This window comes from Neomegalonema perideroedes DSM 15528 (genome assembly GCF_000374145.1).
Lineage (GTDB): Bacteria > Pseudomonadota > Alphaproteobacteria > Rhodobacterales > Rhodobacteraceae > Neomegalonema > Neomegalonema perideroedes.
Genome location: NZ_KB893653.1, coordinates 959614 through 983877, shown reverse-complemented (window position 1 = coordinate 983877; position 24264 = coordinate 959614). Strand labels below are relative to the sequence as shown.

The window sequence follows — 24264 nt, the reverse complement described above, 5'->3', positions numbered from 1 at the left end:
CCAGCGAGGCCGAAACGGCTTCGCGTCGCGAAAACGCGGCCGAACAAAAACTTGAAGCGTCCGAACGGCCAAACATGGGCGGGAGACGCTTCGGCTCCCCCCTCTATCCCCTGCGCGTGTCGAAAGGCGCGTCGCGATAGACGAAGGCGCTGAGCATCAGCCCGAAGGCGCACATCAGCGCGATCATCGAGGTGCCGCCATAGGAGATCAGCGGCAAAGGCACGCCCACCACCGGCGCCAGCCCCATCACCATGGCCATGTTGATTCCGTAATAGCAGAAGAAGGCCATGGCCAGAGAGCCCGCCAGAATCCGCCCGAAGCTATGGCGGATGCGCAGGGCGCTCGCGAGGCACATCCAGACCAGCAGCGTATAGAGCGCCAGAAGGCTCACCGCGCCGATCATGCCGAATTCCTCGGCGAAGGTGGTGAAGATGAAGTCCGTGCGCTTTTCGGGCAGAAAATCGAGCTGCGTCTGAGAACCCGCCATATAGCCCTTGCCCTCCACGCCCCCCGAGCCGAAGGCGATCATCGACTGATTGATGTGGTAGCCCGCGCCCTGAGGATCCTGCGTGGGATCGAGGAAGACCTCGATGCGGCGATATTGGTAATCGCGCAGCAATTGCCAGTCGGTCCCCTGAGAGGCGAAGACCGCCCAGATCGCGCCGCCCAGCCCTAAAGCCATCAGGATGAAGAACCACCAGCTCGCCCCGGCGAGGAACATGGCCGAGAATCCGCCTAAGCCCAGCAGCACCGCCGTGCCGAGATCCGGCTGAATCAGCACCAGAGCGCAGGGCGCCGCGATCATCAGCAGAGCCGGGATCAGCCAGAGCAGCTTGCCCGCCCGCACAGGGCCGATGTCGTGGTAATAGCGCGCCAGAGCCAGAACCAAAGCCACCTTCATCAGCTCGGAAGGCTGGAAGCGGACGAATCCGAAGTCGATCCAGCGCTGGGCGCCCATGCCCACCACGCCCATGACGTCCACCGCCACCAGCCCCGCGACTCCCGCCGCATAGGCCAGATAAGCGATCTTGCGCCAGAAGCGCACGTCCACGAGGGCGATGGCCACCATCAGCCCCCCGCCGACGATGAAGCGCGTCATCTGCTGCTGCGCCCAAGGCGCTTGTCCGCGCCCCACGGAATGCATCATGAAGAATCCCACCGTCGCCACGGCGGCGATCAGCGCGATCAAGGGCCAGTGCAGCCTGAGGAACCGCGCGGGCAGGCTCAGCCTCTGGCGGGGGGCTTCGTCGAAAAAGCTCATCCGGCTCTCCCTTGGCCGACTTCCTCGGAGGCTCCGGCGGCCTCGGAGGGCGGCGGACGCGTCATCAGCCGGGTCAGAATGTCGCGGACCATGGGCGCCGCCACCGCCGAACCGCCGCCGCCATGCTCCACGATGATCGAGCAGGCGTAGCGCGGATCATGGCGCGGCGCGTAGGCCACGAACAAGGCGTGGTCGCGCAGATGGCGCGGAAGCTCCTCATTGGCCCGCACGCGCCGGGCGCGCTCGGCGGCGGTGATGCGCCGCACCTGAGCCGTGCCGGTCTTGCCCGCCATCTCATAGCCCGCCAGCTTGATGCGGGCGTTATAGCCGGTGCCGCGCTGCTCGTTGCAGACGGCGTCCATGGAGCGCTGCATGGCCTCGATATGGGCGCGGCGGAAGCCGAGATCCACCAGAGGCTCCAGCTTGACCTCCTCGCCGTTGATCGCCTTGACCAGACGCGGCGTCACGCCATAGCCGCCATTGGCGAAAGAGGCGGTCATCAGCGCCAATTGCAGCGGCGTCATCTCGACGTAGCCCTGCCCGATGCTCACGTTGAGCGTCTGGCCCTGCGGCCAGCCGTAGCCGTATTTCGCCAGATGCCAGGCGCGGTCCGGCATGACGCCCGGCCGCACATAGGGCAAGGCGACGTCCGGCGCCTCGCCCACGCCGAATTTGCGCCCGACCTCGGCGATGCGGTCGACGCCCATGCGGCGGGCGACGTCGTAGAAATAGACGTCGCAGGATTCCTTGATGGCGCGGTTCATGTCGACCGCCCCGTGGCCGCCGCGCTTCCAGCAATGGAAGATATGGTCGCCCAAAGGCATTCGCCCATTGCAGAAGACCGTATGCTGCGGCGAGATCATCCCCGAATCGAGACCCGCCAGAGCCACGATCATCTTGAAGGTCGAGCCCGGCGCGTAAGAGCCCGCCACGGCCTTGTTGTTGAGCGGGCGCAGAGGATCCTCGTTGAGCGCGCGCCATGCGGCGTGGCTGATGCCGCCCACGAAGGGATTGGGGTCGTAGCCCGGCATGGAGGCCAGCACGATCAGATCGCCCGTGCGCACGTCCATCACCACCACCGAGCCGCTATAGTCGCCCATGCGCTCCATGGCGTATTTCTGCAGATCGGCGTCGAGGGTCAAAGTGAGCTCGGCGCCGCGTTCGCCGTCGTCGCGGCTGATCTCGCGGATGACCTGTCCGCGCACGTTGACCTCGGCGCGGCGGGCGCCCGCCTTGCCGCGCAGAATGGGGTCTTCGGTGCGCTCGACGCCGTTCTTGCCGATCTTCATGCTCGGCAGCAGCAGCAGGCGGCGGTTCTCGGGATCGGCCTCCTGATCCTGCTGCGAGGGCGTGGCGACGTAGCCCACCACATGGGCGCAGGAATCCTTCTGCGGATAATCGCGCATCCAGCCCACGTCCGGCGTGACGCCCGGCAAGGCGGGGGCGTTGGCGTTGACGAGGGCGAATTCGTCCCAAGTGAGATTCTCGGCGACCATCACCGGCGCGAAGCGGCTGCCGGTGCGCAATTCGCGCAGAGCCTTTTGACGGCGATGCTCCGGCAGATCGATGAGCCGCGCCAATTGCGCGAGGGTCTCCTCCACGTCCGGCGAGCCGTCGCGCGAGACGAAGAGGCGGTAATTCTGCTTATTCACCGCCAGAGGGCGCCCGAAGCGGTCGACGATCTGGCCGCGCGGCGGCGCGATCATGCTGTCGTCGAAGCGGTTGCGGTCGGCGGCGGCCCGGTGCTGCGGCGATTCGACCACCTGAAGGTGATACATCCGCGCCGCCAGCCCCGCCCCGACGAGGCCCTGAACGCCGCCCAGCAGCAAAACCCGACGGGTGAAGCGCTTGCGCCCCATCTCCTGCCCGCGCAGTTCCTCGTCTCTCATGGCGCGCCTCCCGTGGGATGTCCCAAGTTCTTCAGATCGCCCGAAAACCCGCCGCTTGCAACGCTCCCGAAGATCATATCCCCGTCAACGCGGCTTCAGCGCCGCTCCGTCGCCGCCATGCGGCCCCCGAAAAGACGGCGCAAGGGAGCCTCCAGCAGAGGATGCCATAAAACGCCGAAGATCCAGCGCTGCGGCGCGTTCCCCAAAGGCGCGGCGCCGAATTGCGCCATGGAGGCCAAAAGCCAGCCGAGCCCCAGATAAACCGCCAGATAAAGCGCGCAGATCGCCCAGCGCATCCAAAACAGCGCATAGCCCGAGACCAGACGCCCCGCCAGAAAATGCGCCCCCATCAGCGCCAGAGCGTTCACCCCGAGGACGCCGCCCGTCAGCACGTCGAGCAAGGCGCCGAATAAAAAGGAGATCCAGAGCGGCGTCGCCTCCGGGCGATGGGTGATCCAGAAGAACAAGACCACCGCCGGCAGCGGCGCGACCATCGGCCCCGAGCCCGGCGCCGCGTCGAGCAGCACGGCCAGAAGCATCGTGACGAGCAGCCCCGCCGCCGCGCCGAGCGTCGTCCGGGGCGCGCCGGAGCGGGCGCCGCCGAGCCTCACGGCCAGACCGTCGGGGGATCGAGCCGGACGCCCGGCGTGGGCTCGCCCGCCGCAGGCGGCGGAAAGATCAGAGGCCCGCCGGGATCGTAGATCGGGGGGCCGCTCCTCGCCGGGAGCGCCGGGGCGTAGATCGGCGGCGGGGCGGGCGGCGGAGCCGCAGGCGGCGGAACGGCGGGCGGCTGCGCCACGGAATAGACGGGCGGCGGCGAAGTCGGCTGAGCCGGAACCGGGGCCTGCTGAATCAAAGGCGCCTGCTGGAGGATCGGCGCGGGGACGGCGCCCGTCGGGGAGGAGGCCGGGGCGGGCGGGCGCGGCGACGCGGCGGCCGCCGATTGCGGCGGACGATTCGCGGCGGGCGGAGCCGGCGCGGGCGCGGCGGCCTGAGGCAGAGGCGGCGCCACGGGCGCGTCGGAATCCTGCTCCCGGCGCCCGCCGAAGCTCAGGCCGCCGCCGCCCGGCGCGCCGAAGATGACGCCCGCCGTGGGATTGATCTCCAGATCGGCGTGCTGACGCAGAATGCGCACGAACTCCATGCCGCTGGTGGCGGCCTTGAGCTGCACGCGGGGCTCTCCGCCCGCGCCCGCCGCCACGACGCCCACCTCCACGCCGCGCGGCAAGACGCCGCCGTCTCCGGAGGTCACCACGCGGTCGCCGTGATTCAGACGGACGTTCTGCTGCATGAAGACGAGTTTGGGCTGATCGCCGCCGTCTCCGGCGAGGAGGGCGCGATGTCCGGCGGGCTCGACGCGCACCGGAATGCGGCTGCGCGTGTCGGTGAGCAGCAGCAGCCGCGAGGAGCGTTCGCCCACGGCCAGCACCCGCCCGATCAGGCCGTCTCCGCTGAGCGCCGCCGAGCCCTCATGCACGCCGTCGGCGGAGCCCACGCTGACGAGGGCCGTCTGGGTGGCCTGATCCGCCGAATCGGCGATGACCTGCCCCACCACGCTCAGCACTCGCAAAGGCGGACGCACGTTGTTCAGCCCGCGCAGACGCTCGTTCTCCTGCTGAACCCGCATGGCGTAATCGCGCCAGCTGCGCAGAGTCTCGACCTCGGCGCGCAGACGGGCGTTCTCGGCGGTGATGCTGAAGGCGGTGCGCGAGCGGGCGAAGAGCCCGCTGAAGAAGCGCACCGGTCCCGCGGCGACCTCCAGAGCGGGCGCGGCTTTTTCGGCGGCGGCCTGCTTGGCGCGCTCCACGCGGGGATCCCCCGAGGCGTCGAGCAGCATCATCGCCGCCCCCCCGACGACCAAGGCGCCGAGGCCGAGCTGAGCGAGCGTCCTTCTCAGGCTTTTCTCGCGGCCGGCGGCCATGGCGGGTCATCCTCCGGGAATGGCGGCGGCCAAGGCGCGTCGCGTAAGGGAATCAAAGCGCAGGAGGATCAGACCTCTTCGATCAACACATGGCTCAGGGCGGCCATATGTTCAAGCGCCCGTCCCGTTCCGAGGGCCACGCAGTTCAGCGGCTCGTCCGCGATGGTGACCGGAAGGCCCGTCTCGTCGCGCAGCACCCGGTCGAGATCGCCCAAGAGCGCCCCGCCTCCGGTGAGCATGATTCCCCGATCCACGATGTCGGCGGAAAGCTCGGCGGGCATCTGCTCCAGAGCCACCTTCACCGCCTCGACGATCTGAGCGGTGGGCTCGGCGAGGGCCTCGGCGATCTGGGCCTGATTGACCGAGATCTCCTTGGGCACGCCGTTCATGAGGTCGCGGCCGCGCACTTGGATGATCTGGCCGACGCCCGTTTCGGGCAGGCAGGCGGCGCCGATCTGCATTTTGATGCGCTCGGCGGTGGTCTCGCCGACGAGCAGGCTGTGGTTGCGGCGCAGATAGGCGATGATCGCCTCGTCCATCTTATCGCCGCCCACCCGCACCGAGCGCGCGTAAACGATGTCGGCCATGGAGATGATCGCGACCTCCGTCGTGCCGCCGCCGATGTCGACCACCATGGAGCCGACCGGCTCCGTCACCTGAATTCCGGCGCCGATGGCGGCGGCGATGGGCTCGGGAATCAGCCGCACGGCGCGGGCGCCCGCCTCAAGAGCCGAATCGCGGATGGCGCGCTGCTCGACGGGCGTCGCGCCCGAGGGCACGCAGACGAGGATGAAGGGCCGCGAAAAGAAGCCGCGCCGCTGCACCTTGCGAATCATCTCCTTGATCATGGCTTTGGCCACGTCGAAATCGGCGATCACGCCGTCGCGGAGGGGGCGGATGGCCTCGATGCGGCCCGGCGTGCGGCCGATCATGGCCTTGGCCTCATGGCCGATGGCGAGGATCTCCTTGCGCTCCCCCTTGCGCGAAATCGCCACCACCGAGGGCTCGTTGAGGACGATGCCCCGGCCCTTGATGTAGATCAGCGTATTGGCCGTGCCGAGATCTATGGCGATGTCCGAGGAGAACAAGTTGAAAAATCCCAGCATCGCCCCGTCCTTGAATCCGTCTTGCTTGCGGCGGCGCCGCATCCCGTCGGGCTTCCTTATATCGTCCGAAGAAAGGGGCGCAAAGGGCTTTCAGGCGCGAAAACGCCGCCGAATCCGAGAGATTCGGCGGCGCATGCGGAGAATGACGCCGCGACGCGGCTTTTCGAATCAGCCCGCCAAAGCAGAGCTTTCCGGCGCGGTCTTCTGGCGGCGCAGGAAGAGCTTGTTCAGCGCGTTGACGTAGGCCTTGGCCGCGGCGACCACGGTGTCGGTGTCGGCGGCCTGAGAAGCGGCGATATATCCGCCCTCCTCCAGCCGCACCGAGACCTCGGCCTGGGCGTCGGTGCCGCCGGTGACGGAGGTCACCTGAAAGAGCTGCAGCTTGCCCTGATGCTTCACCAGAGCCTTCACGGCCTTATAAGCGGCGTCCACCGGGCCGTCGCCTTCGCCTTCGGCCTCCTGACGCTGGCCGTCGATCTCCAGCACGACGCGGGATTTCGCCCTCTGGCCCATGCGGCTCTCGACCTGAAGATCGATCAGCTTCACCCGGCCCTCGCCGCCCTCGACCTCGGAGGCGGCGTCGTCCACCAGAGCGATCAGGTCTTCGTCGAAGATCTCGCGCTTGGCGTCGCCCAGAGCCTTGAAGCGCACGAAGGCGTCCTGCAGGGCGTTGTCGCCGAGATCATAGCCCAATTCCTTCAGGCGCTCCTTCAGCGCATGACGGCCCGAATGCTTGCCCAGCACGAGGTTCGTCTTGCTGACGCCCACCGTCTCGGGAGTCATGATCTCATAGGTTCCGGCGTGTTTGAGCATGCCGTCCTGATGGATGCCCGATTCATGGGCGAAGGCGTTCTTGCCGACGATGGCCTTGTTATATTGCACCGGAAATCCGGTGGCGTTGGCCACCATCCGCGAGGCGCGGGCCAGATAGACCGGATCCACCCCGGATTCGTAGGGCAGCACGTCGCGGCGCACGCGCAAGGCCATGACCGCCTCTTCGAGGGCGGCGTTGCCCGCGCGCTCGCCCAAGCCGTTGATGGTGCATTCGATCTGACGCGCGCCCGCCGAGACCGCCGCCAGAGAATTGGCCACCGCCATGCCGAGGTCGTTATGGCAATGAGTGGCGATGATCGCCTTTTCGTCGATCTCGGGCACGTCCTCGCGGAGCTGGCGGATGATCTGCGCCGATTCGTTGGGGATGGTGTAGCCGACGGTGTCGGGGATGTTGATGGTGTTGGCGCCCGCCTCCAGAGCGGTCCGCACGGCCTTGGCGAGGAATTCGCGCTCGGTGCGGGTGCCGTCCTCGGGCGACCATTGCACGTTGTCGCAGAGGCTGCGGGCGTAGCTGACGCTCTCGTGGATCTTGGCCAGAACCTGTTCGGGCTCCAGATTCAGCTTATGCTTCATATGCAGCGGCGAGGTGCTGAGGAAGGTGTGGATGCGCGGGTTCCGCGCGCCCTCCAGAGCCTCCCAGGCCCGCAGGATGTCTTTCTTCGAGGCCCGCGCCAGACCGCAGACCGAAGCCCGCTTGACCAATCCGGCGATGGCCTTCACCGCCTCGAAATCGCCTTCGGAGGCGATGGGGAAGCCCGCCTCGATGACGTCCACGCCCATTTCGTCGAGGAGCGCGGCGATCTCGCATTTATCCTCATGGGTCATGGAGGCGCCGGGCGACTGCTCGCCGTCGCGCAGGGTGGTGTCGAAAATCAAAACGCGGCCGGCGGGAATCGCGGAAGCGACGCCCATGGAATCATGGGAGGAGGCGGAATCGGTCATGATCTGAGGAACCTGAGTTTTCGTCTGGAAATGAAGGTCGGGCGCGGCGCGAAGGAGTCGACATCCCCTGAGCGGGCGCGCCGCTGGCCGCGGCCGCGCTCAGGGGCGCATAAGAAGAAGCGCGGCCGCAAGCCCCATCGGGCCGACCGTCTTCGCATCCTCAAAAATGGCGCTGCTGGCGAACATGGGATTCTGGTAGCAGAAGCCCCGCCCGCCCGCAAGGCGAAAGGCGAGGAAAGCCGGGGCGTCCTGCGGTTTCGCAGGCGCGAAGGACGATTTCAGGGCTTTTGGTAGAAGGTCACGGGCGCGCATTCAGCAACACGCGTACGGACAGCGGCGGCGTCCCGCCAATAAATCGCACAGGTGCTGATTGAGGAGATCTGCCCCAAACAACCGACCGACAACCAAACATCGCCGCTATCATGACCTTCAAGCGTGTGAAGATTAGAAGGGCATTGATATAAAATGATCGGCTTAAGCCCTTGCTGGAGTTCTCCAACCTCCTGCTGAAGGCTTTCCAGCTTCCTTTCGAGCTCCAGTTGGCGCGCGAGGAGCCCGTCCTGAGCCTGTCCCGGCGGACCCGACGACAGGACGACCGCAAAGGCGCTCAGAGCGATCAATGTCTTTTGCATATTCCGTCTCCCTCCCGCACTCAGAAGCATGGATCGGCGAGACTCCCTAAATCGCGCTCCACCTGCCTCCAGTCAACCTATCATAGATTCTTATGCTCATCTCCCGCGCCGAGAACATGATCCGCTCCCAGTCTCCCGTGATCCCCGCCCCGGCGAATCCCGCGCGCTTCTTTCGCCGCTCCGGCGCCGCGACCTCCTCCGATGCGTTTTTCATTGAACAAAATACTAAAAGGATAAATCCTCAGGAAAGACAACTTTCCATGGAGGAAGATCATGAGCCGGATTTCCGCCGCCCTCGCTTCAGCCCTCATGCTGCTCGCCTTGACAGGCGCAGGCCTCGCGCAGACGCCCGACTCCGAAGAGGACGAGGAGCAGGAGAAATCCTGTCTGATTCTGGATTGCGAGGAGAAGGCGCTGGAGGAGCTCAGGCTGTGCCGACAGAGCAAACTTCCGTCGGGCTGCGCCCTGAGCTACGCCAAGGCGCGGGAACAATGCCTGAAGGACTGCTCATGGTGACGCGCCGCCGCGCCCGCCGGTCCTGAAGGCTCGGGAATCACCCGGGAGCCGGGTGATTCCATCCGCGCCTTACTGGTTCTGCTGCTCGGCTTCTTCCTGCGTCGAGCGGCTGCCCCGCGCCCAATAGCCGTCATAGACCTCGCCGGTGGCGTAGGTCATGACGCCATGGCCATGGCGGCGCCCGGCGCGGAATTCGCCCTCATAGACGTTGAAGGCCTCGCCGCTGCGATAACGCGCGACGCCGCGGCCGTTCATTTGTCCGGCGCTCCAGTCGCCTTCGAATTCGAAGCCCTCGTTCTCGATGAGGATCTTGCCGCGCCCGCTGCGCTGCCCCTTGGAGAAGCCGCCCTCGTAGACGGTGCCGTTGGAGTAGCGCGCCACGCCCTGCCCGTCCTGAAGCCCCTCGACCCAATCGCCGTCATATTCATAGCCGGAATCGGGGATGGTCATCTTGCCGCGCCCGTGATGGGCGGCGTCGCGGAACTGGCCTTCGTAGATCACGCCGTTGGGATATTTGGCGATTCCCTGACCGTCGATGCGCCCGTCCTTCCAGGCGCCTTCATATTCGCCGCCGTCCTCGAAGGTGATGCGGCCCTGACCATGCGGCGCGCCGTCGCGGAACTGGCCGACGTAGGTCGAGCCGTTGGGATATTTCGCGATCCCTTCGCCTTCGATCCGGCCCTCCCGCCATTCGCCGACGTATTCATAGCCGTCGGGCAGACGGAAGGTGCCTTTGCCGTGCTGGCGGCCGCCCTCGAAATCGCCGACGTATTCGCCGCCGTCGGGATAGGTCACCACCGTGCCGCCGCCCGCGCCGCGCCGCTCGCTGACCACGCCGCCCTCGGAGGGCCGCACCGGCGCCAGAGGCTGCGACAAAGGCGCCTCCTCGGCCGCGCCGCGCGCCGGACGCGGCGTCGGAGCCGGGGCCTGCTCGGCCTGAGCCAGACGCTCAGGGGCCGCCACGCCGGAGGGCTCGGCCCCCGCGGTCGAGACCGCCGCCGATCCGGCCGAAGCCGCGACGCCGAGCGCCAGAAGAATTCTCGGAAACAACATCATCATCCACGCCTTATCCGCATGTCCGGACGCGACGAACGCCGGCCTTCTCCCACGCCGTCCCCTTGCGGGCGACCATAGCCAAGGGCGCCCGTCGCGCGCAACCCGCCGCGAAGGCCCTCTCTCCCCCTCCGCGCCTCTCCGGAGGGCCTTCTTGCGCCTCGGAGGGGAGCGGGCTAGGACTTGGCCGCCCAAGCACAGGAGCCGAGCCATGGCCGACCGTCTTCAGATCCTCATCGCCCAACGCGACCCCACGACCGGAGATCTGCGCGGAAATCTGGGCGAAGCCAAGGCGGCGCTCGCCGCCGCCGAGACCCAAGGCGCCGATCTCGTCGCGCTGCCCGAGATGTTCCTGAGCGGTTATCAGCTTCAGGATCTCGTGCGCAAGCCCGCTTTCGGACGGGCCTGCGCCGAGGCTCTGGCGGAGATCGCCGCCGAGACCCGCCCCGGAGGCCCCGGTTTGCTGATCGGCGGGCCGCTGCATGAGGAGGGGCGGGTGCATAACGCTCTGTTCCTTTGCGCGGATGGGGCGGTTCAGGCCGTCTCGCGCAAATACGAGCGCCCCAATTACGGCGTCTTCGATGAGAAACGCACGCTGGATCAAGGGCCTCTCCCGGAACCTGTCCTGTTTCGCGGCGTCCGGCTCGGGCTGCTGATCTGCGAAGACGCATGGGAGGAGCCCGCGGCCAAGGCTCTGGCGGCGGCGGGCGCGGAGATCCTGATCGTCGCCAACGGATCGCCTTACGAGCGCGGCAAACATGAGGGCGCGCGCATGGCCGACATGCGGGCGCGGGTCGCGGAGACGGGGCTCCCTCTCCTCTATGTGAACATGGTCGGGGGTCAGGACGACCAGATCTTCGACGGCGGAAGCTTCGTCCTCAACGCGGATCCCGGCGCCGATGGCGAGCGGGCGGTTCAGGCGCCTTTCTTCGAGAGCTGCGATCTGCTCACGCTCTGGACCCGCGAGGGGAGCGGCTGGCGTTGCGCGCCCGGCCCCATGGCGTCGACGCCCTCCGATTATGAAGCCGATTATCAGGCGATCTGCCTCGGTCTGGGCGACTACATGCGCAAGACCGGCTTCAAACAGGCGGTTTTAGGGCTCTCGGGCGGAATCGATTCGGCCATCGTGGCGGCCGTCGCCGCCGACGTCCTCGGGCCGGAAAACGTCTGGTGCGTGATGCTGCCCTCGCGCTTCACCAGCAAGACCAGCCTCGAAGACGCCGCCGAAATCGCGCGGCTGATCGGGGCGAAGCTGGATTCCATCTCCATCGCCGGAGCGGTCTCCGCCGTGGGCGATGAATTGGCGCCTTTCTTCGCCGGAATCGAAGCGGGCCTGACAGAAGAAAACGTGCAGCCGCGTCTGCGGGCGCTCTATCTCATGGCCTTGTCGAATAAATTCGGCCATCTGCTGCTGACCACCGGGAATAAATCCGAGGTCTCGGTGGGCTATTCGACCCTCTACGGCGATATGGCGGGCGGCTATAATCCGCTGATCGACCTCTATAAGACGCGGGTCTTCGAGATCTGCCGCTGGCGCAACGCCAATCACCGCCCATGGATGAAGGGCGCGGCGGGTCTGGTGATCCCGGAGCGGGTGATCTCCAAGCCGCCGACCGCCGAACTCCGCGAAAACCAGAAGGACAGCGACAGCCTGCCGGAATATCCGGTCCTCGACGCCATCCTTGAGGGCCTGATCGAGGGCGATCAGAGCGTCGCGGAGCTGGTCGCGGCGGGCTTCGAGCGCGAGACCGTCCGCAAGGTGGAGCGGCTGATCTATCTGGCGGAATATAAGCGCTTTCAGGCCGCGCCCGGCGCCAAGCTCACCCGCAAGGCGCTCTGGCTGGATCGGCGCTATCCCATCGTCAACCGCTTCCGCGATCCGAGCTGAAGGCTTGGAGCCGCTCGCGCCAGCAAAGCGCGGGGTTTCCGATCTTGATTCGATGAATCCCGCTATCGGACTTCATCGCCTTCATCAATGCTGAATCGCCTAAAAATCGCCGCATAAAGACACGGGAGCGCCGTCCGGATTCATCATTCGGCATGAATTCTCAGGTGAAGTTCCCGGAGACATCAACTTGAGGTATGACATGAGCGATGATTCTGATGCGAAAGTGGCGGGCGTGATCGGCGCCGGCGCCACGACGGCCGCCATCGGAGCGGCGGCGGCCGGCTCCTCCGCCGCCGGAATGACGGCGGGTCTGGCCACCGTCGGGGGCGTGGTCGGCGGAGGCATGGCGGCGGGGATCCTCGTGACCGCCGCGGCGCCTCTGGCTGGCGCCGCCGCCGCCTATGGCCTCTATAAATGGCTGAGAAGCTAAGCTCCCGTCAGCCTGCGCGGCGCGGATCGGGGTCCGTTCAAACCTCGATCCGCTTCAAATCGCGGTCGAAAACGAGGATCTCGTCGAGGGGCGTCCCTTCGGCGAGGCCCCGCGCGGGCAGGTCCATGGCCTCCAAGGGCGTCTCTAAGCACATGCTCAGAGCCTCCCCCAACGGAAGCCCGAGACGCCGAACCGCATGGGCGAAGCTCTGGGCCATGTCGATATGCGCCCCCGCCAGAGAGCCCGCCGCATTCACCAAAGCCCCGTCGCGGACGAAGATCTTCTGGCCGTAAAGCTCGAAATGATCCGGCCCGTTCACCGTGGCCATGGCGTCCGAGACGATGAAGCTCCGGCCCTTGCGCGGACGCCCGCGGACAGCGATGCGCGCCATGGGCCAGCTCACATGGATTCCGTCGCAGATCAGGCCGCAATAGGCCCCCGAATCGATGAGCGTCCCGACCACGCCGGGATCCCGCGAGGACATGGGCGTCATCGCGTTATAGAGATGCGTCCCCATGGAGAAGCCCGCCTCCAGCGCCGCCAGCGCCTGATCCTTCGTCGCGGCGGTGTGGCCCATGGAGAGGACCACGCCCATCTCGCGCGCCTCGCGGATCTGATCGGGCTGGGCCTGCTCCGGCGCGAGGGTCAGCAGCACGGGAATCCCCGCCGCCCTCAGCCGCCGCAAAGCCGACAGCGTCCGCGCGTCCAGAGGCCGGATGAAGCGCGGATCATGCGTCCCGCGCCGCTCCGGCGAGATATGCGGCCCCTCGACATGCAGCCCCAAGACGCCGCGCTCGCCCCAGAGGCCCAGCATGGCCTCGACGGTCTGGTCGAGGCGCTCCGGCGCGTCGGTGATGAGGGTGGGCAGAATCCCCGCCGTCCCCACCGCCCGATGCGCCGCCGCCACGGCGAGAATCCCCCCTTCGGTGGGCTCGGAATTGACCATCACGCCCCCGCCGCCATTGACCTGAAGGTCGATGAAGCCGGGGGAGACGAGATAGGGCGCGGCGTCGGGGCGCTCCTCCGGGCCGAGCGGCCGGAGGCGCTTCAGCGCTCCGCCCCCGATCTCCAGAGCGAGGCCCCTGCGCAAGACGCCCTCGGACCAAACCCATTCCGGCGCGATCAGGCGCGTCATGCGGCGCCCTCCGGGAAGAGATAGGGATCCAGCGCCGCCTGAACCTGCGCGTAAAGCAGGGATTTCGCAGGCGTCACGCCCTCGCCGCGCAGAGCCTCGGCGCGGGTCAGGATCTCCTGCGAAAAATATTGCTCCATGAGCGGCGCGGGCGGACGAGCGGCGTCGAAAGCGGCTTCAAGGGCGCTCACGGCGGCCTGAGCCTCGGGTTTGGCCCAGTAATAGCGGATGCGGTCCGCATAGCCGAAATGCCGCAAGACCCGATCATCCGGGTAATGGCCGCGCCAGAATTTCGGCTCGGCCAGCATCAGCCGCTCCATGACCTCGGAGACATGGGCGCGGCCGTCGAGCCAGCCCTGAACATGGCTCAGGCCGTAAAGCGCCTGACGCCATGCGAAGGTCAGCGCCGGGCCGACCTTCAGCACCACGAAGCCGCGCCGCGCCAAAGCCGGATAGACCTCGGGATATTGGTAATCGGTGGAATGGGCTTCGAAGGCGAGATCCGGATGATCCTTCAGCGCCGCCGAGAGCCGATCAGGGGCGTTCAGGTCGAGGCGATCCACATGATCCGGCGCGAACTCCACGCCGGGCTGAACCACCAGCCCCCGCACCCGTTCGAAAGCCGCCGAGGCGCCCGCCGCCGCGAAGGCCGCCCGATGAGCCTCCAGCGTGGCGAGGGCGCGCTCCGGCGGCGTCGGGGCGACGCCCGCCTCGTCCTTGCGGGCGCCGCCCGGAGGCGGAACCTCGGTGCCGACGACGTAAAGCGCGCGTCCGGGGGCTTCGTCCTCGCAGACCGCCGCCAGAGCCGCCGCCCGGCTCGCCGCCAAGGCGTCGCCGACTTGAGCGGGTTCGCCCGCGCAGCCCTCGGAGCAATCGAGGTGGATCTTGGCGAATCCCGCCCGCAGATAGGCGCGCATGAGATCCGCCGCCTTGGCCATGGCCGATTCGGCGGGCTCCGAGCGCCAGCCCTGCGGCCCCAGATGATCGCCGCCGAAGACTGCGCGCGCAGGGTCCACGCCCTCGCGGGCGCAGATCGCCTGAACCATGGCGATGAAATCCGGCGGACGCATTCCGGTGTAGCCGCCGAACTGATCCACCTGATTGCTCGTCGCTTCGATGAGCAAGGTCTTGTCCCGCGCTTCGGCCAGACGCAGCGAAGCCGCCAGAGCGTCCGGATGGGCGGTGCAGACCGAAGCCAAAGCGACGGCGCGTCCGGCGCGATTGGCGCGGACGACCTCGGTGAAAACATCCCGACTCATGTTGAGAGGCTCCATGCCTGAATGGCGGCGCCGCGTCCGCCGGAGGCGTCGCCGAATTTCGCGACCCGCAGAGCCGGAGGCCGCAGATCTCCCAGAGGCCGCCGCGCCAAAGCCGCCGTCAGACGCTCCGCCACGCCCGGCAGACGCGACAAGCCGCCGCCCAGCGCCACGCATTGCGGATCGAGCAGCAGCCGCGCCTGATCCAGAGCTTCGGCGGCCAGATGCGCCCAAAGATCGAGCACGGCCTCGCCTTCGGCATGGGCGGACAACTCCTCCGCCGAGACGCGCCGCCCTAACTTGGCCTCGGCCAGACGCGCCAGCCCCGGCCCCGCCACATAGGTCTCGTAACAGCCGATCCGCCCGCAGCCGCAGCGGATCAGCGGCAGATTCAGGCCCGCCAGAGCGCGGGCGGAGATCCCCACATGGCCGATCTCCACCGCGAGGCGGTTCAGCCGGCCCGGAGCCTCCGCCCCCTGCTGACAAAATCCCGCCGCGACGCCCGTTCCGAGGATCAGGCCCAGCACCGTCTCGAAGCCCTCGCCCGCCCCGCCCCGCGCCTCGGAGAGCGCGAAGGCCGAGCAATCGTTGAGGAAGACGAAATCCCGCCCGAAGCGCGCCCGCAGAGCCGCCGCCACGTCGCGCCCGCCGATGGGCAGATTCGCCGCCGTCGAGGCCCCCGTCTGCGGATCGACGATCCCCGGCAAAGCCACCCCGACGGGGGCGCTCCTCCCCGTGGCCTCCAGAATCCATTCGACCTGTTCGGCGAGGACCGTCATGAAGTCGCGGAAATCCCCCCGCGAGGTCGGCAGCCGCCTTTGCGTCAGCGGCGCGAAGCCCGCTCCGAAGAGCTGAGCCTCGATCTTGGTGCCGCCGACGTCGATTCCGCCGCAGAGGGCGCCGCCCGATTTGATCAAGGCCCCCGTCATGGCCCCCGTCATGGCCCCCGTCATGGCCCCCGTCATGGCCCCCGTCATGGCCCCCGTCATGGTTCGAAGCGGTAGAGCTTCACCCCCGCCACCACCCGCGTCAGCGAGCCTTGGCCCTTGAAGGGGTCGTCCACGTTCAGCCCCAGCCCGTCGGACCAGCGCGCGGAGAGAATCTGCGCCGGGATGACGTAAAGCGGCGCGTCCCAGCGGGCCTTGCCGATTCCCTGCAACGGAAGATCGCCGCCGGGGCCGATGGTCCTGACCTCGGCGTCGGGATATTGGCGGGCCACCTCCTCGGCGAGATCGGCGTCGTAACGGGCGGTGCGATGGTCGGGATGGAGCATCACATAGATCTGAGCATCGGCCTCCACGGCGGATTTCGGACCATGGCGGAAGCCGAGCGGGCTATCCCAAGCGGCGTTGGCGCGGCCGGAGGTCAATTCCAACACCTTCAGCGCGGATTCCCGCGCCGCGAACTTCAGCGCCCCCGAGCCGAGGAAAAAGGCGCGTCCGGCGCGCGGCGGCGCCCAGCTCCGCAGCCGCTCCAGAAGATCCTCGGCGCCCGCGGCCAGCAGCGGCAAGGCGCGCGCCGGATCGGTCTCGGGATCGAAGACCGCCAGAGCCCCCAGCAGCATGCAGCTGACGCTCGAGGTCATGGCGAAGCCTTGGTCATGGGCGGCCTCGGGCGGCAGAAGCAGCCGCAATTCGCCCGGCCCCGGATGGGCGCGCGTCGCCAGAGTCCCCTCAGGATTGCAGGTGACGTGCAGCCGGTCGGCTTCGGGCAGAAGCTGGTCCAGCAGATCCAGCATCCCGACGGATTCGGAGCTGTCGCCGCTGCGGCTGAACTGCACGACCAGAAGCCGCCCCTTCGGCGCCGGGAAGTCCTGCGGCGCGGCGACGTAGTCGGTGGTCGGCACGGCCCGCAGACGCGGACCCGAACGCCCGGCGCCCGTCGAAAGGATTTCGCCGATGAAGCCGCTGCTGCCCGCGCCGCAAAGCCAGACCTCCTCCACGCCGCGCTCGGCGATCCAGCGGCGCAGCGCGGAGGCCTCGCGGGCCAGATCGACGGCCCAGGACCGCCAAAGCTCCGGCTGTCTGTGGATCTCGCGCCAAGTGGCCCAGCGCTCCAGATTGCTGCTGTCCGTCACGTCGTCTCCTGTTCGTCTTCATATTGTCCATGGACCGAAATCACCTCGACCCCCGCCTGAACGGCCTCAAGGGCCGCAGGATGGTCGGGCGCGAGATCGGTCACGAGAATGGCCGCCCGCCCGAGGTCGCAGACCTTATAGAGCGCCGGCTGTGAGAATTTCGAGGCGTCGGCCAGCAGGATCACGCGGTCGGCGGCCTCAGCCATGGCGCGGGTCTGCCGGGCCTCGTCCTCGCGCGAGCCGCCGATCCTGCCCTTGCCGATCCCGTAGACGCCCATCACGAAGCTGTCGAAGCGCAGCCCCTTGAGCGCCTGCTCCGCCAGCCCCCCCACCAAAGCGAGGGAATCGGGCCGCACCCGGCCGCCGGTCAGCATGACCTCATGGCGGCCCTGCATCATCAGCATGGAGGCGATGGGCAGGCTGGTGGTCATGACGGTCAGCGGCGCGGCGTCGCGCAGATGCTCGGCGAAGGACTCGACGCTCGAACCATTGTCGAGCAGAATCGCCGAATCCCCCGCGACCAGCGGCGCGGCCCGCGCGGCGATGCGCCTTTTGGCGGCGCGGTTCATGCTGCGGCGCTCATGCACGGCGGGCTCGACCAGCGCCGACAAAGGCCCCGAGCCCTCCAGAGCCAGATCGATGCGGAAGGCGGCCAGTCCGGCGTAGCCCATCTCCTTGCAGAAGCGAATCAGAGTCGGCTCGCTGGCCCCGAGCTCAAGGCAAAGCTCGCGCGAGGTCTTGCGGATGAAGGCTTCGGGATCGCGCAGCGCCAATTCGCCGATGCCGCGCAGCTTGGGCGTCATGGTCTCCAGCGCGGCGAGGATGCGTCCGCGCAGGCCGCCGCCTCCTTCGGAAGGATTTCGCCGCGCCGCCATGTCCGTTTTTCCGATCATGACGCCTTCGCCCCCCCGATCTCCCGATCTCCCGGTCTTCCTGATTTCGCCTTCGCGCAGGCTCAGGCGCCTTTCCATTCGGAGACGAGCATATCCGCCGCAAAAATTTTAGCAATGCTGAAATCCGCTTGACTATTCCTAAAGTCAAAGCTTAATTCGAGGAAACGCGAACGACCTAAATCACTCTGGAGGCGACGCCGCATGATCCCCGACGGGACGCCGATGACCGCACCCCCTGACCGCATCGAACTCGAGGTTTGCGTCGATTCGGCGGAGGGCTTCGCGGCGGCGCGACGACCGGGGGTCGACAGGATCGAACTTTGTTCGGCCCTCGGGCTGGGGGGCGTCACCCCCTCCCCCGGCCTGCTGAAAACGGCCGCCTCCTTTTTTTCTCTTTCCGACCGGCCCCGCGTCTTCGTGATGATCCGCCCGCGGCCGGGCGACTTCGTTTACAGCGAGGCGGATCTCGCCGCGGCGGAGGCGGATCTCGCCGCCGCATGGGAGGCGGGCGCCGAGGGCGCGGTCCTCGGGGCCTCGCGGCCGGACGGAAGCCTCGACCTCGCGGCTTTGGCGCGGCTGAAGCGCGCGGCGGGCCCTCTGGAGCTGACATTGCATCGCGCCTTCGATCTGACGCCCGATCCTCTGGCCGCTCTGGAGCAGGCCGCGGATCTCGGCTTCGCGCGCATCCTCACCTCCGGCGGCGCGGCGACGGCCCTTCAGGGCGCCGATCTCCTCGCGCGGCTGGTGCGGGCGGCGGGCGAGCGCATCCAGATCATGCCCGGCGGCGGCGTGACGCCTGAAACCGCGCGGACCCTGCTCTTCAAGACCGGCGCGCGGGCGCTGCACGGCTCCTTCTCCGCGCCGCCGCGCAAGGGCGTGCTCGGCGAGCCCGGCCTGCGCGTGACCTCGCCGCAGATCCTCGACCGCATGCTCGCGGCTCTGCGCCGCCGGGCGGCCGAGGAGGCTTCCGCATGAAGATCGGGATCGTGGGGCTCGGCGCCCGCTCCGCGGTTTTGGTCCGGCAGCTCCGCAAGCTAGAGCCGGGCCTTCAGGTCGCGGGCTACGTCGATCCCTTTCCCGCGCGGCTGGAGGCTCTGGAGCGCCTCGGCTTCGCGCCCGAGCCTTACGACTCCATCCCGGATCTCGTGAAGGCGGAGAAGCCGGATCTTCTGCTGATCTGCTCGCCCAATCATCTGCATCTGCGCCATGTCGAGGCCGCGCTCGAAAGCGGCGCGCCGAAGATCTTCATTGAAAAGCCCGTGGCGGTCTCGCGCGAGGAGACTCTGGCGCTGGCCCGGCTCATGGCCCGGACCCAAGGCGAAAGCCGCCTGCTGGCGGGGCTGGTCCTGCGCTATTCGCCGCTTTACCGGCTTTTGCGCGAGGCTCAGGCCAAGGGCTGGATCGGCGAGGTGATGTCCATCGAGGCCAGCGAGCAGATCGCGCCTTATCACGGCTCTTTCTTCATGCGCGACTGGCGGCGCTTCGCGAGCCTCTCCGGCGGCTTCATGCTGGAGAAATGCTGCCACGACCTCGATCTTTATCAGAGCGTCGCGGGATCTCGGGCGCGGCGCGTGGCGAGCTTCGGCGGACGCAAGCGCTATCTGCCCGAACACGCCCCCGCCGGAAAGCCCGCCTATCTCGCGCGGATGTCGCCGCGCTGGAACGGCTCGGAGGACGCCTTCAGCGGCGAGGGCGACCTCGTGGATTATCAGACGGCGCTGGTGGAATACGGCTCCGGCGCGACTCTGGCCTTTCACACGAACCTCAACGCGCCCGACGAATTCCGCCGCTTCTGCGTGATCGGGCGCAAGGGCATGGCGGAAGGCGACTTCATCCGCAATTACTTCCAGACCACCGACGCCGAAACCGGCGCGCGCCTTTCCGAGACGCGCGAAGTCCAGCCGCCCGGCGAGCTTGGTCAGCATTACGGCGCCGACGAAGCCATGATCCGCGATCTGCTCGCCCATCTGCGCGGCGAGCTCGAGGCTCTGCCCGTCTCCGTGATCGACGCTCTGGAGGCGGGCGCGACCGCCCTCGCCATGGACGAAGCCCGCCATGAGGGCCGCGTGGTCGATCTCGGGCCTTTCTGGGCCGAATTCGACGCGGCGCTCGGCCGCTCCCCTCCAGCCGTCGGAGACGCCGGATGACGCGCCGTTTCGACGCCTTTCCCTATCTGCTTCTGCTGCCTGCGGCTTTGCTGACTCTGGCCATCGTGGCCTGGCCGGTGATGGAGACCTTCCGGCTCTCCTTCACCAACGCCTCGATCCGCGCGACCGAGGATTACGTCGGCTTTCAGAATTACGAGCGCCTGTTTTCGGGCGGCTTCGTCGCGATCATCTGGCGGACTCTGCTCTGGGTGACGCTTTCGGTCGTGCTGAAGCTGGCGATGGGGCTCTTCGGGGCGGTGCTGCTCAACGCGGCGGTGCCGGGACGGACGATCTTCCGGGTGCTGGTCATGCCGCCTTGGATCGTGCCCATCGCCATCGGCGTCTTCATGTGGAGCTGGATGTACAACGGCCAGTTCGGGATGATCTCGGGGCTGCTCCAGCGCTGGGGCTTCCTCGCGGGGCCTTTCGAATTCCTCGGCTACCGGAACTCGGCCTTCCTCGCCACGGTGGTCACCGACGTCTGGATCGGCACGCCTCTGGTGACGCTCTATCTGCTGGCGGCCATGCAGACCGTGCCGCGCGAGCTGCATGAAGCCGCATGGGTGGACGGCGCCAGCCGCTTCTACCGCTTCCGCCGCGTGACTCTGCCTCTGATCGCGCCTTCTCTGGCGACCATGGCGCTGCTCTCGGCGATCTGGACCTTCAACAGCTTCGAGATCATCTGGATCCTCACCGAGGGCGGCCCGCGCAACGCCACCACCACCATGATCATCGACACCTATAAGACCGCCATCAGCCGCTTTCAGTATGGCGCGGGCGCGGCGCGCTCGGCGACTCTGCTGATCCTGCTGATGCTCCTGACCGGAATCTATCTGCTGCTTCTGAACCGCATGGCGCGACGCGCGCGGCGTCTTGAGGAGGCTTCGGCATGATCGACCGCTATCGCTGGTGGGAGCTGGTTCTGATTTACGCGGGGATCGCGGTCTTCCTGCTCTTTCTGCTGTCGCCTTTCGTCGAGGCCTTCATGGTCAGCCTTCGTCCGCTGACTCAGGTCTTCCGCGCGCCCTACCGCTTCTTCACCGAGGATATGAGCTTTCAGGCCTATAAGGACATGTGGAGCAGCGTGCCCATGCTCTGGCGCTATATGCTCAACAGCTTCCTGATCGCCTCGGGCGCGACGATCCTCGCGCTGATCTGCATCGTTCCGGCGGCCTATTCCTTCGCCCGCTTCAGCTATCGGGGCCGGGACGCGCTGCTCGGCGTCTTCCTCGTGGTGAACATGGTGGGGGCGGCGGTGCTGATCATCCCGCTTTACCGCATCATGCAGAGCTTCGGGCTGCTCAACAGCTACGGCGCGATGATCGTTCCGGGCGCGGCCTTCGCCACGCCCGCCGGGATCTTCCTCATGCGCAGCTATTTCCTGCGCATCCCCCGCGAGCTGGAGGAGGCCGCGCTGATGGACGGCGCCTCGCGGCTCTACACGTTGCGGCGGGTGATCCTGCCGGTGGCGACGCCGGGAATCGTGGTGGTGGCCATCGCGACCTTCATCGCGGCCTACGCCCAGCAATTCCTCTTCGCGCTGACCTTCAATTCGCGCGACGCCTACAACCCCCTTCCCATGGGGCTTTACCAGTTCTTCGGCCATGAGCGCGTGCTCTGGAACGAATTGATGGCGGCCAGTCTGGTGGGCGTGGCCCCCGTGCTGCTGGTCTACGCCTTCATGCAAAAGCATATCGTCGCCGGGCTGACCTCCGGCGCGGTGAAGGAATGACAAAACGATGTCAGGGAGAGACGCGATGAAACGACTTCTGATGAGCGCGGCGGCCTTGGGCCTGCTGGCCTCGGCCGCTCAGGCGCAGAACGTCACCACGCTGCATGTGATCAACTGCGGCGCCGACGGCGACCTGCCCGTGCAGAACGAGCATATCGCCGCCTGGGAGGCCGAGAATCCCGCCTATAAGGTCAATCTCGAATATGTGCCCTGGGGCCAGTGCGAGGAGAAGGCCATCAGCCTCGCCCGCGCGGGCGACGCTCCGGCTTCGGCCTATATGGGCTCGCGCACGCTGAAGATGCTCGCCGACAACGACCTCATCCAGCCCATCGCGCTGAGCGACGAGGAGAAGGCCGGCTATGAGCCGAGCGTCCTCGCCACCGTGCAGTTCGACGGTCAGGTCTGGGGCCTGCCGCGCGCCTTCTCGACCAAGGGCCTCTTCTGGAACAAGACCCTCTTCGCCGAGGCGGGCCTGCCCACCGACAAAGGCCCCCAGACTTGGGCCGAGACTCTGGCCGCCGCCAAGGCCATCGACGAAAAGACCTCCGCCGACGGCATCGGCATTCCCGCCGCCTCCTTCGACAACACGATGCATCAATTCCTGAAATGGATGTATTCGAACGGCGGCCAGGTGGTCGACGCCGAGGGGAAGGTGGTCTTCAATTCGCCCCAGAACGTCGAGACCATGGAGTTCTATAAGGAGCTGGCGCAATACGCCGAGCCCGGCCCCCTCGCCTATGACCGCGGCAAGCTGGAGCCCCTCTTCAACGAGGGCCGCATCGGCATGATCGTCCATGGCGGATTCGGCCGCAAAGGCTTCTCCAACGTGGATTACGGCCTTGAGCTGATCCCGGCCGGCCCCCATGGCGCGCAATCCACGCTGCTCATCACCGACAGCCTCGTGGTCTTCAAAGGCACGGGCGTCGAAGAGCCCGCGCTGAATCTGGTGAAATACCTCACCGCCCCCGAGCGCCAGTTCGAGGTGGACAAACAAGGCGGCTGGACCCCCGTGCGCCTCGTCGAGGGCGCCGAAGAGACGCTCCTCGCCGACGACCCCAATTGGAAGGTCTTCCTTGACGGCATCGCCATCGGCGGCCCGGAGCCTGTCATGACCGATTATCGCGCCATGCAGGATATTCTCATCGAAGCCATTCAGGGCGTGGTCATGGGCGAGGTCGAGCCCGCCGAGGCCGTGGCCGAGGCTCAGAGCCGCCTTGAAGAGATCGCCGACTGACGTCGCCTTGAGAGCGCGCCCAACCCTGATTCTCAGGCGCGCTCTCCACCTTGCGGAGCGCCGCCGCCTGCGGCGTCTCGACCCTGCTGCGTCGGCGGCGCTCCGTCTTTTCTTTCCCGCGCCTCGCCCCGGCCCCGCCGGAGCCCCGGGGCCGCGCCTGTGAACATCCGGAGGCCCCCCTTGGGAGAGGTTCGTCTCGTCGAAGTCGCGAAGAGCTTTGGGAGCGCCCATGTCGTCAAGGGCGTGGATCTGGAGATCCCCGACGGAGATTTCGCGGTTTTCGTCGGTCCTTCGGGCTGCGGAAAATCGACTCTGCTGCGCATGATCGCCGGGCTGGAGAGCGCAAGCTCCGGGCGGATCGAGATCGGCGGCAGGAAGGTCGACGACCTGCCCCCCGTGGAGCGCGGCGTGGCCATGGTCTTTCAGAGCTACGCGCTTTATCCGCATATGAGCGTCTATGAAAACATCGCCTTTCCGCTGCGGGTGGCCCGCATGGCGGAGGCCGAAATCGACCGCCGCGTGAAATCCGCCGCCGAGACGCTGCAATTGACGGCGCGGCTCGGGCATCGTCCGGCGGCTTTGTCGGGCGGACAGCGCCAGCGCGTGGCGATAGGCCGGGCCATCGTGCGCCAGCCTCAGGTCTTCCTCTTCGACGAGCCCTTGTCCAATCTCGACGCCGCCCTGCGCGGCGAAATGCGGCTGGAGCTGACGCGGCTGCATAAAGAGCTCGGCGCCACCATGATCTACGTCACCCATGATCAGGTCGAGGCCATGACCATGGCCGACCGCATCGTGGTGCTCAACGCCGGACGCGTCGAGCAGGTGGGCGGGCCTCTGGAGCTTTACCACCATCCGCGCAATCTCTTCGTGGCGGGCTTCATCGGCAATCCGAAAATGAATTTCCTGCCCGCCGAATCTCTGGGCCGCGCGGAAGGCGGCCTGCGGGTCCGGCTCTTCGACGGCGCCGAGCTTGTGGTCCCCGTCGAAGGCGAGGCGGCGGCGGGTTCGCCGCTGATTCTCGGCGTCCGCCCCGAGCATCTGCGGATCGATCCGGCGGGAAGCCTGACGATGCAGGCCGAAGTCGTGGAGCGCCTCGGCGCGGCGAGCGTCGCCTACGGCCTCGCCGCCCATGGCGAGCAGCTCCGCCTTCAGACCTCCGGCGACGCCCCGATCCAGCCCGGCGAGCGGCTGGCTCTGGCTTTGGATCCGGCGCTCTGCCATGTCTTCGACGCGCAGGGCGAGGCGCTGAAACGGCGCTCGTAGCCTGAAAGATCGCTTTTTGATCCTATTTCGTTGGTGGTTTTTCTGAGAAAAGCTTAGG

Annotated in this window: 22 protein-coding genes; 9 read left to right on the top strand and 13 right to left on the bottom strand. The window is 67.3% G+C overall.

Annotation, left to right across the window (positions count from 1 at the left end):
• Positions 1-103: 103 nt before the first annotated feature.
• The 7 genes from rodA to B161_RS0104710 all read right to left on the bottom strand — a co-directional run bounded on the left by rodA (position 104) and on the right by B161_RS0104710 (position 8585).
• Positions 104-1261 (bottom strand): rod shape-determining protein RodA, encoded by a 1158-nt coding sequence (gene rodA, locus B161_RS0104745; protein WP_018632226.1) that lies wholly within the window; start codon positions 1259-1261, stop codon positions 104-106.
• Entirely contained in the window at positions 1258-3150 is a 1893-nt protein-coding gene (mrdA, locus tag B161_RS0104740; RefSeq protein ID WP_018632225.1) for a penicillin-binding protein 2, read from the bottom strand. The genes rodA and mrdA overlap by 4 nt, the downstream gene beginning before the upstream one ends.
• 95 nt (positions 3151-3245) lie before the next feature.
• The gene (gene mreD / locus B161_RS0104735; RefSeq protein ID WP_018632224.1) at positions 3246-3761 is read right to left on the bottom strand and encodes a rod shape-determining protein MreD; all 516 of its coding nucleotides are present in this window, start codon (positions 3759-3761) and stop codon (positions 3246-3248) included.
• Positions 3758-5071: a rod shape-determining protein MreC gene (gene mreC, locus B161_RS18600; RefSeq protein WP_018632223.1), complete on the bottom strand. Its 1314-nt coding sequence runs from the start codon at positions 5069-5071 to the stop codon at positions 3758-3760. The genes mreD and mreC overlap by 4 nt, the downstream gene beginning before the upstream one ends.
• Before the next feature lie 68 nt (positions 5072-5139).
• Positions 5140-6177 carry a rod shape-determining protein gene (locus B161_RS0104725; protein ID WP_026310196.1) on the bottom strand — a complete coding sequence of 346 codons (1038 nt, stop codon included), beginning with the start codon at positions 6175-6177 and terminating at the stop codon, positions 5140-5142.
• Between the two features lie 168 nt (positions 6178-6345).
• Complete coding sequence (locus B161_RS0104720) at positions 6346-7953, bottom strand: 2-isopropylmalate synthase (RefSeq protein ID WP_018632221.1); 1608 nt, start codon at positions 7951-7953, stop codon at positions 6346-6348.
• A gap of 278 nt (positions 7954-8231) precedes the next feature.
• Positions 8232-8585: a hypothetical protein gene (locus B161_RS0104710; protein WP_018632220.1), complete on the bottom strand. Its 354-nt coding sequence runs from the start codon at positions 8583-8585 to the stop codon at positions 8232-8234.
• 273 nt (positions 8586-8858) lie between these two features.
• On the opposite strand from B161_RS0104710, the gene B161_RS0104700 reads away from it, so the two are divergent.
• Entirely contained in the window at positions 8859-9101 is a 243-nt protein-coding gene (locus B161_RS0104700; protein WP_018632218.1) for a hypothetical protein, read from the top strand.
• 69 nt (positions 9102-9170) lie between these two features.
• Here the strand turns inward: B161_RS0104700 and B161_RS16735 are convergent, their stop codons facing one another.
• Complete coding sequence (locus tag B161_RS16735; RefSeq protein WP_051085717.1) at positions 9171-10160, bottom strand: hypothetical protein; 990 nt, start codon at positions 10158-10160, stop codon at positions 9171-9173.
• Positions 10161-10365: 205 nt separating this feature from the next.
• Here B161_RS16735 and B161_RS0104690 point away from each other — a divergent pair, with 205 nt between their 5' ends.
• Both B161_RS0104690 and B161_RS0104685 read left to right on the top strand, forming a co-directional pair.
• Positions 10366-12042 (top strand): NAD+ synthase, encoded by a 1677-nt coding sequence (locus tag B161_RS0104690; RefSeq protein WP_018632217.1) that lies wholly within the window; start codon positions 10366-10368, stop codon positions 12040-12042.
• A 199-nt stretch (positions 12043-12241) separates the two neighbouring features.
• Entirely contained in the window at positions 12242-12472 is a 231-nt protein-coding gene (locus B161_RS0104685; RefSeq protein WP_018632216.1) for a hypothetical protein, read from the top strand.
• A 37-nt stretch (positions 12473-12509) separates the two neighbouring features.
• Here the strand turns inward: B161_RS0104685 and B161_RS0104680 are convergent, their stop codons facing one another.
• The 5 genes from B161_RS0104680 to B161_RS16730 are packed head-to-tail and all read right to left on the bottom strand — an operon-like array spanning position 12510 to position 17830.
• Positions 12510-13607, bottom strand: a complete 1098-nt coding sequence (locus B161_RS0104680; RefSeq protein WP_018632215.1) for an N-acetylglucosamine-6-phosphate deacetylase — start codon at positions 13605-13607, stop codon at positions 12510-12512.
• Positions 13604-14863, bottom strand: a complete 1260-nt coding sequence (locus B161_RS0104675; RefSeq protein ID WP_018632214.1) for a class II D-tagatose-bisphosphate aldolase non-catalytic subunit — start codon at positions 14861-14863, stop codon at positions 13604-13606. Before B161_RS0104675 ends, B161_RS0104680 begins: the two co-directional genes overlap by 4 nt.
• Positions 14860-15837: an ROK family protein gene (locus B161_RS0104670; protein WP_240471580.1), complete on the bottom strand. Its 978-nt coding sequence runs from the start codon at positions 15835-15837 to the stop codon at positions 14860-14862. The genes B161_RS0104675 and B161_RS0104670 overlap by 4 nt, the downstream gene beginning before the upstream one ends.
• An 8-nt stretch (positions 15838-15845) precedes the next feature.
• Entirely contained in the window at positions 15846-16937 is a 1092-nt protein-coding gene (locus B161_RS0104665; protein WP_018632212.1) for a hypothetical protein, read from the bottom strand.
• Positions 16934-17830 carry a DeoR/GlpR family DNA-binding transcription regulator gene (locus B161_RS16730; RefSeq protein ID WP_169338267.1) on the bottom strand — a complete coding sequence of 299 codons (897 nt, stop codon included), beginning with the start codon at positions 17828-17830 and terminating at the stop codon, positions 16934-16936. Before B161_RS16730 ends, B161_RS0104665 begins: the two co-directional genes overlap by 4 nt.
• Positions 17831-18052: 222 nt before the next feature.
• Between B161_RS16730 and B161_RS0104655 the strand changes: the two genes are divergently transcribed.
• The 6 genes from B161_RS0104655 to B161_RS0104630 all read left to right on the top strand — a co-directional run bounded on the left by B161_RS0104655 (position 18053) and on the right by B161_RS0104630 (position 24206).
• The gene (locus B161_RS0104655; protein ID WP_040789299.1) at positions 18053-18805 is read left to right on the top strand and encodes a copper homeostasis protein CutC; all 753 of its coding nucleotides are present in this window, start codon (positions 18053-18055) and stop codon (positions 18803-18805) included.
• A complete protein-coding gene (locus B161_RS0104650) occupies positions 18802-19977 on the top strand; it encodes a Gfo/Idh/MocA family protein (RefSeq protein WP_018632209.1) in 1176 nt (391 codons plus the stop codon). Before B161_RS0104655 ends, B161_RS0104650 begins: the two co-directional genes overlap by 4 nt.
• Positions 19974-20870 carry a carbohydrate ABC transporter permease gene (locus tag B161_RS0104645; RefSeq protein WP_018632208.1) on the top strand — a complete coding sequence of 299 codons (897 nt, stop codon included), beginning with the start codon at positions 19974-19976 and terminating at the stop codon, positions 20868-20870. Before B161_RS0104650 ends, B161_RS0104645 begins: the two co-directional genes overlap by 4 nt.
• Positions 20867-21709: a carbohydrate ABC transporter permease gene (locus tag B161_RS0104640; protein WP_018632207.1), complete on the top strand. Its 843-nt coding sequence runs from the start codon at positions 20867-20869 to the stop codon at positions 21707-21709. Before B161_RS0104645 ends, B161_RS0104640 begins: the two co-directional genes overlap by 4 nt.
• A gap of 25 nt (positions 21710-21734) precedes the next feature.
• Positions 21735-22943, top strand: coding sequence for an extracellular solute-binding protein (locus B161_RS0104635; RefSeq protein WP_018632206.1), 1209 nt, complete (start codon positions 21735-21737; stop codon positions 22941-22943).
• Positions 22944-23123: 180 nt separating this feature from the next.
• Entirely contained in the window at positions 23124-24206 is a 1083-nt protein-coding gene (locus B161_RS0104630; RefSeq protein ID WP_018632205.1) for an ABC transporter ATP-binding protein, read from the top strand.
• Positions 24207-24264: the final 58 nt, after the last annotated feature.